Raw genomic sequence first — 15,724 nt, forward strand, 5'->3', positions numbered from 1 at the left:
CTTTCACTTACATAACGAACGTTAGTTTGCTACCACAATTGTATTATAGGACGATAAAAAAGACAAACATACTCGTTTGTCTTTTCCTTATACTTCATTTTATTATATCAGCCTTTTGAGAAATTCGTTTGTACCTCTTGAATCGGCCAATATCGTAAATCAACTTTACCGACAACTGTATCAGCTTTCACAAAGCCGAAGTGCCTACTATCCCAGCTACCAAGGCGGTTGTCACCAACTACAAAAATAGAACCGGGTGGTACAAACTTTTCTTTCGTTAACTCTTCTAGTTTAAAATCGCCTGTTAATTGCCGTCCATTTGTCTCTTTCTTATACGTCTCTAAATAAGGTTCATCCACGAATTGTCCGTTTATATATAATTTATCATGCTTATATTCGATATGATCCCCAGGTAAACCGATAATTCGCTTTACATAGTCCTCTTTTTTATTCGCATGAAAAACGACGACATCAAATCGATTCAAGTCCCCTACTTGATAACTCACCTTATTCACAACGAGCATATTTCCATCTTGCAATGTCGGCATCATTGACTTCCCCTCTACAACGTACGTTGAAAAGAAAAACGTTCGAAAAAATACAGCTAATAGTACACCAATTAAAATTGTTCTTACCCACTCTAGCCCTTCTTTTTTCAAAGTTTTCTTCATTCGCTTCTCCCCTCGCCCTTTAATGATGAAGCTTGCATTTATAAAGTGAAACTTAATCGGTGGGGGTTTTGTTCATCCCCCACCGATTATTAGCCCGCACCAATCGGGCATTTACGGGCAGTTTGATCTCCCACCTAACTTCTTTGCTTCAGTCGAATTTTTTGGTGGGAGTTTTACTGCCCTCAAATAGCGGGACAAAGAAGACTTTTCCTAATGTAGTTCTAACTTTACTTCAATTTTTTTACCGACATACCATAAAATAAAAATAACAACGCCCACAATAACCGATTTCACCGGCTTATGAATAAATGACACTAAATCATGACCGATATACGTTAAAATAAAGATCATAACAAGCTTTCCAAATGCTAATGCTAGTCCAAACTGTTTTACGCTAATGCGAGATAAACCAGCTACAACGTTTATAAGCGCAGATGGTGTGAACGGAAAACAAAATATAACAAAGATTGGCGCGAACCCTTTTCTTTCAATCCATCCCATCGCTTTTCGCACTCTCTCATGCTTATTTACAAAAGAAAAGAAACGACTTCTTCCAAAGCTACGAATAATGAAAAATACAAGCATTGCACCAATTACTGACCCAATCCATGAATAAAGAAAACCGAACCAAAAACCAAATGCAACAGCATTCGCCAACACAAACACAATGAGTGGCAATGCCGGAATAAGCGCCTCTATCATCGGTAAGCCAATACCGAGAAGCGGTCCGAACGCACGATAACTTTCAACAATATGATCCATATTTTCTGGTGAAAAATACTCTTTGATCGTTTGAAAATCCATTCTACACTTTACCCCTTTACTCTAATTACTACCTCTACTGTATCATTGCTTAAATGAAAGAGGAAATGGTAGATACGACATATGGAGATGTATTTATTAAAGTTTCCATATCATTCGCTAGAATTCCTTCATTATTATGCTATGATAATCTTTCAATATTCGACAAGGTTTGTTGTACGTTTGGTTGTTTGAGGAACAATATTTTTTGATGATTTTTTCGGTAAATGAAATTACACCGGTGATTTTCTGAATACATCGACCACAATTTGATTTTTATCGACTTTCCGACAAAAACAGACAAATAAAAAGGATGAGTCTCCCCATCCTTTCCCTCTCACACTTCGCCTTCCTTCACAAAATACACTTTCTCATATGCTGGTGTTAATTTAGATTCTTCATTTTTATCAATCTCTTTAAAGCAAGGATTTCCTTGTTTTTTCTTACGATCTTCATACTCTGTCCGTAATTTCGCTGTACGATTTTGCTGATTTTCAAAGCTACTTTTTGACATTTCTAGTTTCACAGCGAAACCATTTATAAATCTAATAATAAGATTTCCATCTTTTAATTCTTTATTATCTTCAATATGAAAATGAGATAACCACGCACACTCTTTTCGAGAATAAGAATACGTAGGGAAAAAATAAAGTTGATCTGTCGGGCTAATTGCGATAGGAGCTTTATGTGTAATACGCGTTAACTCCTTCGTTCCTTCTTTTCTTCCAAAGAAACTAGAACCATGCTTCCGGCAACTTCTCTCTATAATATCAAGAGGCTTTTGAAATACGAAAAAAGAATCTTCCATTTCTACAATTCGCGTAACAACTTTCTTTTCTCCTAGAACAACAGGAAGTAAGGCCATTGTATTTTTGCTTACAACATAGTTTTCGACATAACGTTCTACTTTACTTTCCATAGTCTACTGTCTGCTACTACAAATATAGGAAAATGTATATCCTTAGAGTATGTAGTTTTTGCACGCTAAGAATACTTTTATCTATACTCGCTCTTTTGTTAGTAACAGATTTTTCACCTCTCTTTTTTTAATTTTCGATTGCTATTTAATTTCCCTTCTTCATTTCCCTTTTATAGTAGCACCTACGAAAAGGAAATGGTTTACATTCCACGATTCTTTACAAATACTTATAATAAATCAAATATAATATAAATTTGTTAATAATGATATATGAATATCAAAGGAATAATCTGTATAAAAAAAGGATTCTATATACGAAAAAAGAATTTATATCATTTGTAATATGTTTAACACATTCCCCTTTTCATATAATTACAGCAATTAATTTTGCTATAATTAAAATATAAATCAAATATACGGAGGTCTCTCATGGAAGAAAAGCAAGATCATCCAACAATTCAAATGAAAAATAGTAGCATTGTTATCGTAAAAAATTCAGCGAGTATTATATTCGGTTTATTTTTTATTTTACTGTTCTTCGCGAAGCCTTTTCGTAAATCTAAATGTCCAGAATGCAAGAAACGTGAAAAGAAAAAAGCTGTGAAAGAACACTAAAAGGCCTTCCTTTACGGAAAGCCCTTTTACATACTGATTGCCATTTCCTTCATTCTTCTTCATCCTCAAAAAACCTACTATTTTTTCTTCCAAGATTCTCTGTATCTCTTTCAACCTGTAATATGGTTCTTGATCTAAATACCGAGAATGAGACTTCCTCAAATCAATTACCGTCACTTTATCATTTTCATAAGTTTTCGAGTACGCCTTTATTTCTTCAATCATACTTTTTAGGCTGTCTTTATTACTAATATAAATATCGTATATCTCAACAACAAAAAAAGGATGGCATAAGCCATCCTTTTTTCTATAATAAACTATAAAATTATAGTTTGATTACGTTTTTAGCTTGAGGTCCACGGTTGCCATCTTCGATTTCGAAGCTAACTTTTTGGCCTTCTTCTAAAGATTTGAAACCATCAGTTTCGATTGCAGAGAAATGTACGAATACATCGTTTTCGCCTGGAACTTCGATGAAACCGAAGCCTTTTTCGTTGTTAAACCATTTTACTTGTCCTGTAACTGTCATAATTATTTCCTCCTACGAAAATACATTTTATTTAGTCTTCATGTATAAAAAAAGAATCCACACATTATCAAATTCGAAAAATAAACTAGTTCTCACATACTTTTTCCCGTTTGTTTTCGGCATTTGATAATATATGGATTGCTTAATTTAATTATTCAACTGGTATTATCATAACATACTTAAAATAGAATGTACAATCCTTTTTAAAAATAAAATTTCTAAATTTTATTATTTCTTATAAAATATAACCACACCTATTCTAATAAGGAGGCGTGTATGACAGAAATAATCCCTAAAAAAACATTAAAGAGAATTGAAAAAGATATTGAAAATAACAACCTTGGAAAAGCAAGAGATAGATTACACGGATTAATCACTACTTATCCGAATGAATTAGCACTTAGGAAAAAACTCGGTGACATTTACTTTACATTACAATACCCAGAAATGGCTGGACGGTATTGGTATCTTGAAAAAAAGAAAACAGATGTTATGCACGCGGCATGTCTACAATTTGAAAAATCGATGGGAAACGACTCTTATCATATTGTACGTGCTTTAAAATTCAAAGGAGATCGTAACATTATTACAGGACTACACACCGAACGTCCCTTACAGCCATTGCAGAAAAAAGTGATAGAGGAACTAATTGATGATTATGAAGAAACATGGAAAGACAAACTATTTACATGGGGCTGTCTATCATTATTCGCATTCCTTCTTTTTACTGCTATCGTTGGTATATTCACTATATTGGATTGGATATTTTAAATAGAAGTGAACGTCCCACAATACGACGACAAATAAAATTACATCAACTTTCCGACAAAGTTTAACAATGTCAGCGACGTAATAATAAATAAGAAAAGTGCCCCAAAAATATTTTTTGGGGCACCTACTTATACCTTTATTTCGTAAACTGTTCTTCTTCTGTGGATCCCTTTAGAGCAGTCGTTGATGAAGTACCGCCTGTAATCACTTGTGCTACTTCATCAAAGTATCCTGTTCCTACTTCGCGTTGATGGCGCGTTGCAGAGTAACCGTATTTCTCTGCTGCGAACTCTGCTTGTTGTAATTCAGAGTACGCTGCCATGCCGCGCTCTTTATAACCACGCGCTAATTCAAACATGCCGTAATTTAATGAATGGAATCCAGCAAGCGTTACGAACTGGAATTTATAACCGTACGATGCAATTTCTTTTTGGAAGCTTGCAATCGTTTTTTCATCTAATTTTTGTTTCCAGTTAAAAGAAGGGGAACAGTTGTAAGCAAGTAGCTTCCCTGGATATTTCTTATGAATTGCGTCCGCAAAGCGTTTTGCATCTTCTAAATTTGGCTCCGACGTTTCACACCAAACGAGATCTGCATACGGCGCATACGCTAAACCACGTGCAATTGCTTGATCAAGACCTGCTTTCGTATGATAAAACCCTTCTGGCGTTCTTTCACCTGTAATAAACTCTTGATCAACTGGATCGATATCGCTCGTAATTAAATCTGCCGCATCTGCATCTGTTCTTGCGACGATAATTGTTGGTACACCCATTACATCCGCAGCAAGACGTGCCGAAATTAAATTACGCACCGCTGTTTGCGTCGGTAATAATACTTTTCCGCCTAAATGCCCGCATTTTTTCTCTGAAGATAATTGGTCTTCAAAGTGCACGCCAGATGCACCCGCTTCAATCATCCCTTTCATTAATTCAAATACGTTTAACTGTCCACCAAACCCAGCTTCAGCATCCGCCACAATTGGAACGAAATAATCCGTATCACCGCTACCTTCCATATGCTGAATTTGATCAGCACGTTGAAGTGTTTGGTTAATTCGTTTTACAACAGCTGGCACACTGTTCGCTGGGTATAAGCTTTGGTCAGGATACATATGTCCAGAAAGGTTCGCATCTGCCGCTACTTGCCAACCGCTTAAATAAATTGCTTTTAATCCAGCCTTCACTTGTTGCATCGCTTGGTTTCCTGTTAATGCCCCAAGTGCATTAATATAATCTTCTGTATGAAGTGATTTCCAAAGCTTCTCTGCACCGCAGCGCGCTAACGTATGTTCAATATCAATCGATCCGCGCAGACGAATTACATCTTCAGCTGTATATGGACGTGTTATCCCTTTCCAGCGCGTATCTAATTCCCAGCTTTCCTGCAATTTATCAATTCTTTCGTTTTTCATATGTTCCATCCCCTTTTCTTGTTTCTTATAAAATTTCATAACCCGGTAATGTTAAAAACGGCATGAACTCGTTATTACGAACAAGGTTTGTAAACAGTTTTGTAGCTTCTTCAAATCTCCCCTTATTAAATGCTTCCTTACCAATCTCTCTTTCTATTTTTGCTAGTTCTTCTTCTTTCAATTCTTCCATTAATTTAAAAGTGATATTACGGCCATCACTTAGCTTTCCACCCTCATGACGAATCCACTGCCATACTTGTGCTCTTGATATTTCTGCTGTTGCTGCATCTTCCATTAAGTTATAAATTGGAGCTGCTCCCCGCCCGCTTAACCAAGATGCAATATATTGAATACCGACGTTAATATTCGTGCGAAGACCACCTTCTGTAATCGTTCCCATCGGTACTTCTAATAAATCCTTTTCTGTTACACGTATTTCTTCACGCTTTCTAAAAATTTGATTTGGCGTTTTCATTATGTGATTAAATACTTCCATTGCAACCGGTACAAGTCCCGGGTGGGCAACCCAAGTCCCATCATGACCGTCTAAAGCTTCGCGCTCCTTATCAGCACGCACTTTCTCGAAAGCTGCCTCATTTGCTTCTGGGTCATTTTTAATTGGGATTTGCGCCGCCATCCCTCCGATTGCTGGCGCGTTACGACGATGACACGTTTGAATAACTTTCAAAGAATACGCGCGCATAAACGGCGCTGTCATCGTGACTTGCGCTCTATCCGGAAGTAAAAATTCATTATGATTACGGAAGCTCTTTAAGAAACTAAATATATAATCCCATCGTCCGCAGTTTAAACCAGCAGAATGATCTCTTAGTTCATACAAAATTTCATCCATTTCAAATGAAGCGTGAATCGTTTCTATTAACACAGTCGCTTTAATCGTTCCGTTCGGAATACCGATATACTTTTGAGCGAATACGAAAACGTCATTCCATAATCTTGCCTCTAAGTAACTTTCCATTTTCGGTAAGTAAAAGTATGGGCCACTTCCTTTTGCTAAAAGCGTCTTCGCATTATGGAAAAAGTACAAACCAAAATCTACTAAACTGCCAGACATGTTCTTGCCGTCAACTTGCATATGTTTTTCTTCTAAATGCCACCCTCTCGGACGCACAATTAATACAGCTGTTTTACTATTTAAACGATATTCTTTTCCGTTTTCATTTTTATGTGAGATCGTTCCCTTACTCGCATCTCGTAAGTTAATTTGACCTTCGACAGCATTTCTCCAAGTTGGCGCATTCGAATCTTCAAAGTCTGCCATAAAAAGATGTGCTCCTGAATTTAAAGCGTTAATGACCATCTTTCTATCCACCGGACCAGTAATCTCCACGCGGCGATCCTCTAAATTTTTCGGAAGCTGGGCGATTGTCCAATCCCCTTCACGTATATGCTTTGTTTCTTCTAAAAACGTAGGAAACTCCCCTTCATCAATTCTTTTTTGTTTCTCCACACGCTTTTTTAAAAGTTTCGTGCGGCGTTCATTGAAATTTTCATGCAGTTCCTTTAAAAAACTAAGCGCCTCAGGTGTCAATATTTCGTTGTACGCTGGTAACATTTCTCCGGCCAGTGTAACCCGTGAAGTTTGCGTCGACATATTAGCATCCCCTTTTTAAACTGTCTTATAACAGATTTGATTTTATGTTTTATATTATATAACAAATCTTCGGAAAAGGAAGTTTTTTTTGAAAATTTAATGATTTTTTTACAAAACTGTGTTTATCCATTATGATTTCAAGCAAAAAAAGAGCCAGTGTTATATAACACTGGCTCTTTTTTATAAAGTGAAACTAATAATCAGTGGGGGGGGTTGTTCATCCCCCACTGATTATTGGCTCTCACCAATCGGGCTTTTACGGGCAGTTGATCTCCCACCTAACTCCCTCGCATTCGCCGAATTTTGAGGTGGGAGTCTTACTGCCCTCAAATAGCGGGATAAATTATTGTTGCTGATCATTTAAAATTGCTTTGTATAGGAACTGTGCATATTGTTCACGTGTTACTTTCATACCTGGCGCAAAGTTACCTGAACCATCACCTGCTGAAATGCCATTTGAACCTACTGCATTAATTGCTTTAGCTGCCCAATGTCCTGCTGGTACATCTTTAAATCCTGGTGTACTTTTCACTTGTAACTCAAATGTTTCCGTTAAAATTTGTGCCATTTCTGCACGTGTTAACGTATCTTTTGGTCTGAAGTTTCCACTACCATCACCTTTAAAGATTTCTAATTCTGTTAATGCTAAAATTTCAATTGGGAACATTGTTGAGTTATCATCAACGATATCTTTATATGTACTTACAAACTCATGATCTTCATCAAAGTATTGGTCCCCATCAATTGTACGGTAAATTAACGCCGCTACTTGCTCACGTGTTACATTATCACCAAAACCGAATCTTCCATCTCCGTAACCAGCAATAATTCCCCAATCTGCTAGATTTTGGATCGCTCCATAAGACCAATGCCCTTTCGGTACATCTTTAAATGTAACAGGAGCAGCTTGTTGTTGTTTCACAGCTACTTCAGCATTTGCTGTAGTACCTTGTCCGCTTAATCCAATTCCACCCATAATTGTTAAAGCTGTTGCTACTTTTAAAATCTTTTTCTTCACTGTATTCTCTCCCTAAAAAAAACATATTTTTTTCTAATATAAAGAATTTATGGAAAAGTAACAATACACTTATCCATATAATGTTTGTCTAATTTGTGAACTGTACTTCATATACTTATCTTTATACTTAATTAACAATAAAGTTACTAAATCGTACTTTTTTCCCACAAAAAGTAACTATAATTAACCTTTTTTTTCCATAAACACTGGACACCGAACTATGAACAGCAGAATAAATATACAGATAAACAATTTAAAATAAGAAAAAAGCGCGTAATTCCCGCGCTTTTTTTAAAAGAAATATAATATATTAATATAATTTTATTTTTCTTGTACTATATTTTTAAAAACTTCCGTTTCATGTTATTCATCTTTCAAATGAAAATTAATAATAGCTTTATTTAAAAATGTTGCATATTGCTCACGTGTTACAACTTTATTTGGTTCAAACTTTCCATTCCCTGTTCCTACTATTACATTATTAGCTTGCAGAGCACTAATTGCATTTTTTGCCCAGTAATTATTTGGTACATCTTTAAATGTATGCTGTTGCTTCGCTTCAAAGGAATATGTCTGTGTAAGAACTTGCGCTACTTCTGCACGTGTTATTGTTTCTCTAGGTCTAAAGTTCCCCTTCTCATCACCTTTAAAAATACCGCGCTCTGTTAATGCTAAAATTTCATTTGGAAACATTGTTGATCTTTCAGAAATATCCTTATAAGGATTTTTTAATGGGCCTTCATGTTTTATATTAAGTGCGCGATACAGTATTGCCGCCACTTGTTCACGGGTTACATTATCACCTACACCAAACTTTCCATTTCCATAACCTAGCATAACTTTATGATACGCCACTTCTATAATATATTCATATGCCCAATGGTCTACTGGAACATCATCAAATACAATCATTTCTGGATATTCTTCTGCTTTTATATTAGGAACATTTGCGCTTACCAATACTCCACCCATAATAGTCGCTGCCGCCATTATACGGAACATTTTTTTCTTCATTGTCCTCTCTCCTTCATTTCCTCTTTATTAAAAGTGGAAAATAATAGACTAAATTCTTTTCCCATATTACATATGCTGCATTTGCAAACCGTATGTAATATATTTCATTTTTAACATCTATTATTTTGAAGATTACTAGGTGAGCCAATTCGCTCTCAATTCCAATTGGTATTCTGAATTGCATGCAAATCATTTGAAGAAATATTCTTATCTTTGCGCTCTAGTTTCTCTGTTTGATTTTCAAAAAGGATAAACAAAAGCTTTTGCAAAGATGTTATATATACAATATTCTACTATCTACTAATCAAGTCCTTCACTTATAAAAATTTCACTTTATAGACAAAAAAAGCGCAAATATCATATTTGCGCTTTTTTCGAGCTTCATAGATTAATCGTTTGCGTAGAATCTATGAAGTGCATTATTTAAGAACTTCGCATACTGTTCACGGGTTACAAGTTTTTCTGGTTCGAATAAAGTGAAACTTTAATCAGTTGGGGTTTTGTTCATCCCCCACTGATTATTAGCTCTCACCAATCGGGCGTTTACGGGCAGCAGGGCTTCCACCTAACTTCTTTGCTCCATCTAAATTTTGAGGTGGGAGTTTTATTGCCCACAAATAGCGGGATAAACCATTACCAGTTCCAACTATAGCTTTATTAGATTGTAAGGTGCTTATCGCATCTTTAGCCCAATGGTTTTCTGGTATGTCAGTAAATGTATGTTTTTCTTTCACTTAGAAAACCTTTATTTCTAAAAACTTCACCTTTCAGACAAAAAAGTACAAGTATAATCTACTTGTACTTTTTATACTCTTATTTATTCCCATTTCCCTGGTGAATTATAAATTGCTTGTTGTAGAAACTTAGCGAATTGCCCACGTGTAACGAGCATTTCAGGCTCGAACTTACCATCTCCGGTTCCTACTACGACTTTATTAGACTGCAATGCACTAATTGCATCTCTTGCCCAATAGTTTTCTAGTATATCTGTAAATGTATGCGGATGCTTTGCTTTTAACGTATATGCTTTCGTTAAAATTTGTGCTAATTCTGCACGAGTCAATGTTGCTTTCGGACGGAAATTCCCATTTTCGTCTCCTTTAAAAATACCAAGGCTTGTTAAATGTAAAATTTCGTAAGGGAACATTGTTGATTTCCCACTAATATCTCCATATGGATTCTCTTCAAATGGACTTCTTTTTAAATTGAGTGCGCGATGTAGTACTGCTGCTGCTTGTTCACGTGTTATATTATCTTCTACCCCAAACTTACCGTTTCCATATCCATACATAATACGGTGATATACTAAATTCATAATTTCATTATAAGCCCAATGATCATTTGCTAAATCATCAAATTCTAGCATAATATCAGGTGGAGGTGGAGATTGTTGAATTCCATCTGTATTTGCTGAAACAATATTACCGCTAACAAATATCCCCCCTATTAAAGTTAATGATGTCGCTATCTTTAATAACTTTTTCATCTCTCTCATCCGCCTCTTCCTTTATTTTCCTACTTTTATATTGTACAAAAAATAAGAAAATTCTCAATACGTTAGGAGGTAATTTTTCACACTTCATAATACGTATTTTCTTTTACCACCACTTTTTCATCCTTCGTTTTTCGAAAAGTAAACGCCATTCCTACAAATATAAGAATAATCCCTACAATTTGCATACTAGTCGGTCTAAAACCGGTAAAGACCGTATCTAACAAAATTGCAACCGCAGGATCTAAAAACACTAATACCGAAATTAATCTCGTCGATAAACCTCTTAAACTGTCAAAAAACAAGTAATATACAAATCCCGTATGTATAAGTCCTGTCGCTGTGATCATCATCCAGTTCATCTCTGTTAATCCTTGAAACTTCCCGAAGTCTACGAATGGTAGCAATAAAAATATACCCAAAAAAGTTTGTAAAAATGTCATCGCATATGCACTCGTATGCTTAATTCCTTTTCCGAGCAACGTTGTAAATGCATAAAATAAAGCTGCAAGAAGCGCCCACACCATTCCAGACGACATAAGTTTCTCAAGCGACATACTTCCATCTACCCCAGCTACTAAAACTGTACCGATGAAACATATGGTAATGGACAGAACCGCAAATGCTGTTAACCTCTCTTTAAATAAAATACTACCAATCATTAATACGATGATCGGTGCAAGATGATATACAGAAATCGCAATTGTAATCGACATGACTTCAAACGCTTTAAATAAAAACACCCAGTTAAAAACGAGAAATACGCCACACGCTAATATTTGTACAATTTCTTTTTTATTCCATTTCTCATTTTTATATTGTCCTGTTGCAAACCAACATAGCGTTAAAAATAAAGTCGCACAAATACAACGAATAAATACTAATTCAAAAGATGGTAAACCCGTTTGGACAGAAAAAAATCCAATCGATCCGAAAATAGACATCGAAAGGATCATTTTTATAGCCGGCATTGATTTTGAATGAAACAAAATATTAACCTCCTAAATATTTAACTGAATATTCTATGTATTATACACTATAATTTTCCAAAACTCGAATCATCCACAATAAAAAGAAGCAGTACACTACTGCTTCTTCTCTTTTTCATATTGTTCAAATGTATGAATTCTTTCAAAAATTGGTGGATGTGTATATAAGAAAAACTTCACTAACGCAGGCGGATTCACTTGGCTTAAGCTCGTTTTTGATAAATATTGAAAAGTTTTCACACCTGATTTTCCATCTTTCGTCATATCTAAAGCATATTGATCTGCCGCTCGTTCCTCTATACGAGAAACGTAGTTTGTTGCTGGTTGTGACACAAAGGATAGTACAGAAGAAATTAAGAAAAATAAAGGTAAAATCGAGAAACATGCCATTTTGGAAATTTGCAGCGTATCTCCCCATTTTCGAATACACATATTTAAAATACGACTAATTAAATACATACCTATAAACGATATAAAAATATAACTCGCAACGCCCCAATATATATGTTTCATTACGTAATGTCCCATTTCATGAGCCATAATAAATAAAATCTCTTTATCTTTTAATTGCTGAAGTGTTGTATCCCACATTACAATACGAAGGTTTTTTCCAATTCCTGTTACATATGCATTTAACGCATTCGTTTTTTCCGACATATTTACTTCATATACATGTTCAGATGGAATATCAGCTTTATCTGCGATCGCTAAAATTTTCGTTTCTAATTCCTTATTTTTCAGCGTTGAAAAATCATTATAAAGTGGATCAATTACAACAGGTTGCACAAACGTTAAGAAAATCGTAAACGGAACAGAGAGCGCCCATCCTGCTAGCCACCATCTCTTCGGGAATTTACGGATGAGCCATAACAGAACCGAAACAATGAGTAACATAGTCGCATAGTTCACCCAAAAATCGATGACATGATCTTTTATCCAGCTTTGTGTGCTTTGCGTAGATATTCCGTAATCAACGGATACTTTACGCCCAATCCATTGCATCGGTAATGCAAGAACTGTTGTTAGTAGTGATAAATAAAAGAAATAAATCGCAACTTGTAAGACATTTATTTTGGTCGTTTCCTTCGACCATTTCTCAAACTTTTTTGAAATACCGAGCACAAGTACAAACAATAAAATAATCCATTCAAGAGGCGTCGCTAAAAAGAACAGTAAGTTTTTCACGCGCGAATAATCTTGGCTTAGCGTAAGCTCCCTCGCATTCATAAAAGTTTCTGGATCTGCACTCGTTCCTTTATACATGTCCGGAATGAGTTCATGATTCCATCCAAATAAATACCAATATATAAGTAACGCAAACCCAACGTACAAAAAAAACGACCACCCAATAACTTTCCTCACGCTATTCCCTCCTCTATGCTGCCTGTCTATTATTATTGTAAGTTCGTACATGCTAAATTAGAACAAGCTTATTATGAGAATTGCTCGAGAGCCTTCTACTTACATAAAAAAACTCTTCTACATAAGAAGAGTTTCACCTACCTTTAGACACTTTATTCGGTTCATGGGATAAGAAATGCACTGGCAAACCGCCTTTTAGATAAAATAAAGAGCCTCTCCTTAAGGAAGTACATCTATTAACAAACTAAAATCTTGCAAAGAAAAAGAACTATATTTCATAATACCTTGTACAGTTAGAAGTAAAATAAGACCCATCACACACATATAATTAATACTTTCTTCATGCTTTTTCTCAGCAACTACTCCGCCCGTTATGCATAAAATCCCTAATAAATGGAGCGCTAAATACATAAAAAAGTAAGCTTCCTCCCAGCGAAGAACAACATTTACTGTCGTAATCAATACTAAACTCAGTACAATCAAATAAAAAAACTTATTTGACGATATTGTTTCATTCATATAATTTTATACATCCCTTTCAAATTTCGAATTAATAATGATTTAGTTTTCATAAAATAAAAGTCCCCATCACTTTCTCAAACATTTTATGAGCCCTAACATAATTCACTTCATTTTTTACATACTGTCTGAAGATGCGCTTCATCATTTCTTCTATAATAAGGCTGACTATTATTAATGTCCCTAACACGATAAAAAGAAAAATAATATTTCCTGTATCATTATTGATGGAAAAGTACTTATATCTAATAGAAGTACAATAATCTATCATTTCCTTCAATATTTTCTCAAACATCTTCTCTACCTTACTTATCTCCTGCTATACTCGAAAAGCTCTTTTCCTTCTCCGCATATATAACAGGCACTTCTTTACTCCAATATTTGCGATTCACAAATAAAAAGATGAGCACTAAGTTTAATCCTGTCATAAAAATAATTAATCCTGGAAAGAATGTCGTATAGTTCGAAAAATCGGCAAAACTCATTATCTTTTCTCTACTTACTAAAAAAGAAGAACTAAGCACAAGCGCATTGTTTAACATATGAATAGCAATTGGCATGAGCAAGCTTTTCGTACGAATATATACGATTGATAGTACGATGCTAAACACAACTGCACCAAGGAAATCAACATGTAAGCAAGCAAATAAAAGTGCTACAACGACCATTGCTATACTAGTACCCCATTTTGCTGCAAAACGCTGCAGTAAAAACCCTCGAAAAACAAACTCTCCGACAATAGGCGCGATAAATACAACCCTAATAAATTGAAATACATATCCCCCAGTACTATCTATAATCGGTTCATGCAAGGCATTCATAATAAAATCTGGTGTAATCCATGCAAAGCTGTACATATATAAAATAAGATAGCCGTAACTAAACATACAAAGCATAATCGCGATGTACAAAACTTGCACTAGGTTAAATGTTTCGTTTCTATTAATAAATAATGAAAATGAAACACGATGCTTTCTATATCCGTAAAAAAGCCATATTATTGGAAGGATATAAAATATAAGCATATTTATAAAAGATGAATTCTGTATATGAAATGTATTTTCTAGCACTTCATTACTACTTTGTGCTATTAAAATTAGTAATGCAAATACAATTAAAAAATATCTAGCTCGCATCGTTTGAAACGGATTCACATTCATCTCCTCCCCATGTTACTTTTATCATATCATTTGAATCTTAATTTTTTGTGAAAGAAAACCTTAAAATTTCCTTAAAAATTCCATAAGTTACAAAAAGATGATATGATATTCGAGGAAATTAGGAGGGATTCATATGTATCACGCAAATATTCTACTCATTGATGATGAAACAGCAATTTTACAATTACTAACTACCATTCTTGAAAAAGAAGGTTTTTCTCATATTACAACTGCAACATCTGCGGAAATAGCCTTATCTCTCACCGAGCAAAACAATTACGATTTAATTATTTTAGATGTAATGCTTCCTGGACAATCCGGTTTTGACATTTGTCCAATCCTTCGCCAAAAAACGGATTGCCCTATCTTCTTCCTAACAGCAAAAACATCTGATGTAGATAAAATTTCCGGATTTTCATACGGTGCGGATGATTACATTACGAAACCATTTAATCCACTAGAAGTAGTCGCTCGTATGAAAGCTCAACTCCGAAGACATATGAAACAAAACATACAAGAACAAAGAATATACTCCTTTTCTTTTGGGAGATTTGAAATTGATCAACATTCTGCGGAACTAACAGTAGATGGAAACGTTGTCGAATGTTCCGCTCAACTCTTTCAACTACTACTATTCTTTTGTGAGAATCCGAACTACGTATTTTCGAAGGAAGAATTATATGAAAAAGTTTGGGGAGCACCTGCCTATAATGGAGATGATAATACTGTTATGGTTCACATTCGAAAACTACGTGAAAAAATTGAACAAGATCCAAGTAAACCAGAATACATAAAAACAGTTCGTGGACTTGGCTATAAGTTCATTACAAAGTAG

17 protein-coding genes and 3 pseudogenes are annotated in these 15,724 nt (G+C 35.0%); 3 read left to right on the forward strand and 17 right to left on the reverse strand.

From position 1 onward, the window contains the following. Window positions 1-107: 107 nt before the first annotated feature. The 4 genes and pseudogenes from lepB to BG05_RS32210 all read right to left on the reverse strand — a co-directional run. Window positions 108-671 carry a signal peptidase I gene (gene lepB, locus BG05_RS25425; protein ID WP_002011277.1) on the reverse strand — a complete coding sequence of 188 codons (564 nt, stop codon included), beginning with the start codon at window positions 669-671 and terminating at the stop codon, window positions 108-110. A gap of 210 nt (window positions 672-881) precedes the next feature. Continuing rightward, a complete protein-coding gene (locus tag BG05_RS25430) occupies window positions 882-1,475 on the reverse strand; it encodes a TVP38/TMEM64 family protein (protein WP_002011278.1) in 594 nt (197 codons plus the stop codon). 334 nt (window positions 1,476-1,809) lie between these two features. Further along, window positions 1,810-2,391 carry a competence protein ComK gene (locus BG05_RS25435; RefSeq protein WP_002011279.1) on the reverse strand — a complete coding sequence of 194 codons (582 nt, stop codon included), beginning with the start codon at window positions 2,389-2,391 and terminating at the stop codon, window positions 1,810-1,812. A 49-nt stretch (window positions 2,392-2,440) separates the two neighbouring features. Continuing rightward, a pseudogene (locus tag BG05_RS32210) lies at window positions 2,441-2,518 on the reverse strand (RNA-guided endonuclease TnpB family protein); the annotation flags it as partial. Window positions 2,519-2,820: 302 nt separating this feature from the next. Between BG05_RS32210 and BG05_RS25440 the strand changes: the two are divergent. Next, window positions 2,821-3,006, forward strand: coding sequence for a hypothetical protein (locus tag BG05_RS25440; RefSeq protein WP_002011281.1), 186 nt, complete (start codon window positions 2,821-2,823; stop codon window positions 3,004-3,006). A 49-nt stretch (window positions 3,007-3,055) separates the two neighbouring features. Here BG05_RS25440 and BG05_RS31755 read toward each other — a convergent pair. Both BG05_RS31755 and cspA read right to left on the reverse strand, forming a co-directional pair. After that, window positions 3,056-3,273 (reverse strand): annotated as a pseudogene (locus BG05_RS31755) (hypothetical protein). Window positions 3,274-3,331: 58 nt separating this feature from the next. Continuing rightward, entirely contained in the window at window positions 3,332-3,535 is a 204-nt protein-coding gene (gene cspA, locus BG05_RS25445; protein WP_002011282.1) for an RNA chaperone/antiterminator CspA, read from the reverse strand. A 276-nt stretch (window positions 3,536-3,811) separates the two neighbouring features. Between cspA and BG05_RS25450 the strand changes: the two genes are divergently transcribed. After that, the gene (locus BG05_RS25450; protein WP_003187892.1) at window positions 3,812-4,306 is read left to right on the forward strand and encodes a DUF6584 family protein; all 495 of its coding nucleotides are present in this window, start codon (window positions 3,812-3,814) and stop codon (window positions 4,304-4,306) included. Between the two features lie 136 nt (window positions 4,307-4,442). Here BG05_RS25450 and aceA read toward each other — a convergent pair whose 3' ends face one another. The 11 genes and pseudogenes from aceA to BG05_RS25505 form a co-directional block, all read right to left on the reverse strand. Continuing rightward, a complete protein-coding gene (gene aceA / locus BG05_RS25455) occupies window positions 4,443-5,720 on the reverse strand; it encodes an isocitrate lyase (protein WP_002125874.1) in 1,278 nt (425 codons plus the stop codon). A gap of 25 nt (window positions 5,721-5,745) precedes the next feature. Then, entirely contained in the window at window positions 5,746-7,335 is a 1,590-nt protein-coding gene (gene aceB / locus BG05_RS25460; RefSeq protein ID WP_033733841.1) for a malate synthase A, read from the reverse strand. A gap of 343 nt (window positions 7,336-7,678) precedes the next feature. Next, window positions 7,679-8,353 (reverse strand): S-layer homology domain-containing protein, encoded by a 675-nt coding sequence (locus BG05_RS25465; RefSeq protein WP_002064191.1) that lies wholly within the window; start codon window positions 8,351-8,353, stop codon window positions 7,679-7,681. Between the two features lie 363 nt (window positions 8,354-8,716). After that, window positions 8,717-9,367, reverse strand: a complete 651-nt coding sequence (locus tag BG05_RS25470; RefSeq protein WP_002125869.1) for an S-layer homology domain-containing protein — start codon at window positions 9,365-9,367, stop codon at window positions 8,717-8,719. 629 nt (window positions 9,368-9,996) lie between these two features. Next, window positions 9,997-10,101 (reverse strand): annotated as a pseudogene (locus BG05_RS31760) (S-layer homology domain-containing protein); the annotation flags it as partial. 83 nt (window positions 10,102-10,184) lie between these two features. Then, window positions 10,185-10,862 carry an S-layer homology domain-containing protein gene (locus tag BG05_RS25480; protein ID WP_002011235.1) on the reverse strand — a complete coding sequence of 226 codons (678 nt, stop codon included), beginning with the start codon at window positions 10,860-10,862 and terminating at the stop codon, window positions 10,185-10,187. 77 nt (window positions 10,863-10,939) lie between these two features. Further along, on the reverse strand, window positions 10,940-11,848 hold the full coding sequence (locus tag BG05_RS25485; RefSeq protein WP_016126690.1) for a DMT family transporter: 909 nt from the start codon (window positions 11,846-11,848) through the stop codon (window positions 10,940-10,942). A gap of 96 nt (window positions 11,849-11,944) precedes the next feature. Then, complete coding sequence (locus tag BG05_RS25490; RefSeq protein ID WP_016126689.1) at window positions 11,945-13,210, reverse strand: M48 family metallopeptidase; 1,266 nt, start codon at window positions 13,208-13,210, stop codon at window positions 11,945-11,947. Between the two features lie 219 nt (window positions 13,211-13,429). Continuing rightward, entirely contained in the window at window positions 13,430-13,729 is a 300-nt protein-coding gene (locus BG05_RS25495) for a hypothetical protein (protein WP_001006056.1), read from the reverse strand. Between the two features lie 49 nt (window positions 13,730-13,778). Beyond that, a complete protein-coding gene (locus BG05_RS31765) occupies window positions 13,779-14,024 on the reverse strand; it encodes a hypothetical protein (protein WP_003187880.1) in 246 nt (81 codons plus the stop codon). 10 nt (window positions 14,025-14,034) lie between these two features. Then, on the reverse strand, window positions 14,035-14,883 hold the full coding sequence (locus BG05_RS25505; RefSeq protein ID WP_002125860.1) for a CPBP family intramembrane glutamic endopeptidase: 849 nt from the start codon (window positions 14,881-14,883) through the stop codon (window positions 14,035-14,037). A 139-nt stretch (window positions 14,884-15,022) separates the two neighbouring features. On the opposite strand from BG05_RS25505, the gene BG05_RS25510 reads away from it, so the two are divergent. Then, the gene (locus BG05_RS25510; protein WP_002011226.1) at window positions 15,023-15,724 is read left to right on the forward strand and encodes a response regulator transcription factor; all 702 of its coding nucleotides are present in this window, start codon (window positions 15,023-15,025) and stop codon (window positions 15,722-15,724) included.

This window comes from Bacillus mycoides (assembly GCF_000832605.1).
Lineage (GTDB): Bacteria > Bacillota > Bacilli > Bacillales > Bacillaceae_G > Bacillus_A > Bacillus_A mycoides.